This window comes from Priestia sp. SIMBA_032 (genome assembly GCF_046535215.1).
In the GTDB taxonomy this organism is placed as follows: Bacteria; Bacillota; Bacilli; order Bacillales; family Bacillaceae_H; genus Priestia; species Priestia aryabhattai.
The window spans coordinates 1-236 of the sequence record NZ_JAWRXD010001562.1 but is presented as its reverse complement, the minus strand read 5'-3'; the positions used below and the strand labels follow the sequence as shown (position 1 = coordinate 236).

At 69.1% G+C, this 236-nt stretch carries 1 pseudogene; it reads left to right on the top strand.

The window, feature by feature from the left end:
* Positions 1-236 (top strand): annotated as a pseudogene (locus tag SB717_RS39540) (MFS transporter); the annotation flags it as partial.

Sequence of the window (236 nt, the reverse complement as noted above, 5' to 3'; positions counted from 1 at the left end):
CCTCCCGCTGCTGATCGGCATCAGTCTCCACGTGGTCGTCTCCCTGCTCTGCGCCGTCGCGCCCGGCATTGGCACCCTGATTGGGCTGCGGGTCCTGCAGGGTTTCTTCAACGCCGCCGCCGGCGTGGTGGCCATCGCCGTTATCCGTGACCGGTTTGTGGGCTCCGACGCCGCGCGCTTGCTGTCCCGGCTGATGCTGATCATCGGCCTTGCCCCGCTGCTGGCCCCGACCATCG